This is a genomic window from Mesorhizobium sp. M7D.F.Ca.US.004.03.1.1 (genome assembly GCF_003998635.1).
Taxonomy (GTDB): Bacteria; Pseudomonadota; Alphaproteobacteria; order Rhizobiales; family Rhizobiaceae; genus Mesorhizobium; species Mesorhizobium loti.
Map to the genome: position 1 here is coordinate 1 of NZ_RZQG01001187.1, position 1,543 is coordinate 1,543.

The 1,543-nt window shown below is 58.0% G+C and carries 2 protein-coding genes; both read right to left on the reverse strand.

The window, feature by feature from the left end; genetic code table 11:
* Window positions 1-1,019 (reverse strand): potassium-transporting ATPase subunit KdpA (gene kdpA, locus EN935_RS35375; protein WP_127374196.1); only part of this gene is annotated, 1,019 nt, incomplete at its 3' end.
* Between the two features lie 34 nt (window positions 1,020-1,053).
* Window positions 1,054-1,143, reverse strand: a complete 90-nt coding sequence (locus EN935_RS35380) for a K(+)-transporting ATPase subunit F (protein WP_023669708.1) — start codon at window positions 1,141-1,143, stop codon at window positions 1,054-1,056.
* Window positions 1,144-1,543 lie beyond the last annotated feature (400 nt).

Consider the following 1,543-nt stretch of genomic DNA (forward strand, 5'->3'; position numbering starts at 1 on the left):
ACCGCGAACAGTGCCGACATGGCGACCCCGAAGCGGCTCTCCTTGCCTTCCATATTGCCGCCGTCGATGCCAAGCGCGTGCACCAGCGGATTGCCGGCGGCTTCCGCCCAGTAACAGACGGCGACACCGGCGATGAACAGAACACTCATGGTGGCCAGGATCGCCCAGCCCTGGCGCTGGTTGCCGACCATGCGGCCGAAGACATTGGTCAGCGCCGCGCCGAGCGCGAAGATCGACACCATCTGGATCAGGTTGGAGATCGCGTCGGGGTTCTCGAACGGATGCGCGGCGTTGGCGTTGAAGAAGCCGCCGCCATTGGTGCCAAGCATCTTGATGGCGATCTGCGACGCGACGGGGCCGACCGCTATCGTCTGCTGGGCACCTTCCAGTGTCGTGGCGTTGACATACGGACCGAGCGTCTGCGGCATGCCGAGCCAGACATAGACAAGGGTCAGGATGATGCAGAGCGGCAGCAGCACGTAGAGCGTGCACCGGGTCATATCGACCCAGAAATTGCCGATGGACTTGACCGACGCGCGGGCAAAGCCACGGATCAGCGCGACCGCGATAGCGATACCAACCGCCGCCGACATGAAGTTCTGCACGGTGAGGCCGGCCATCTGCACGAGGTAGGACATCGTGCTTTCGCCGCCATAGTTCTGCCAGTTGGTGTTGGTCACGAAGCTGGCAGCGGTGTTGAAGGCAAGATTCTGTTCGACTGCAGTCATGCCGGCCGGATTGTAAGGCAAGACGCCTTGCAGCCGCTGCAGGAAATAAAGCACCAGGAAGCTGGCAACGCTGAAGAACATGATGCCTGCCGCATAGGCGGTCCAGTGTTGTTCCTCGCGCTCGCTGGTTCCCGCGATGCGATAGAGCCCGCGTTCAATCGGGCCTAGAACCGGCGAAAGAAATGTCCGGTCGCCGTTGAAGACGCGATACATGTAGCCGCCAAGCGGCTTCACCAGCAAAACGACGATCCCGCAGTAGACGAGGATCTGTAGCCATCCGTTGAGAGTCATGGTTGTAGCTTTCCGTGCCTTGCGCCAGTTGCGGTCAGAAGCGTTCTGGGCGAACGAGGGCGTATGTCAGGTAGACGAGCAGGAACAACGTCACGCCGCCACCGAGAATATAGTCGACGAGCATTTTGCGGTCCTCGCGTTAAAGAATGTCACAGGCTTTGATGTAGGCGAAGGAAAGGGTGAAAAACAAAATCCCGATCCCGAGAACGACGATATCCATCGTGTTTGTTCCTTGTGTCTGCTTTTGTACTTTGTGCCCTTGATGGAAAGGTTCGCAATACCCTGAAACGGCCCGTCGCATTGAGGCGGCGGTACCGGATGTGTTTTCTCAACGTGGAATATGGACCCGATCGCCATAAAGGTTCGAGACGGGGCGGAGTGGAAAGAAATAGGAATTTTATAAAGATTTCCGTTCGAAGCGGACGGAACAAATCCTCCCATGCGAGATTGTCGACCTGAGGGCTCACGCACCAAAGGACATGACAATGGCAAAGCAGAAGATGCTCGAAGACCTGTTTCACGAC

Excerpts from the sequence above, each read along its gene's own strand:
- EN935_RS35380 (WP_023669708.1), bottom strand. The coding sequence starts at position 1,143 with ATGCTCGTCGACTATATTCTCGGTGGCGGCGTGACGTTGTTCCTGCTC.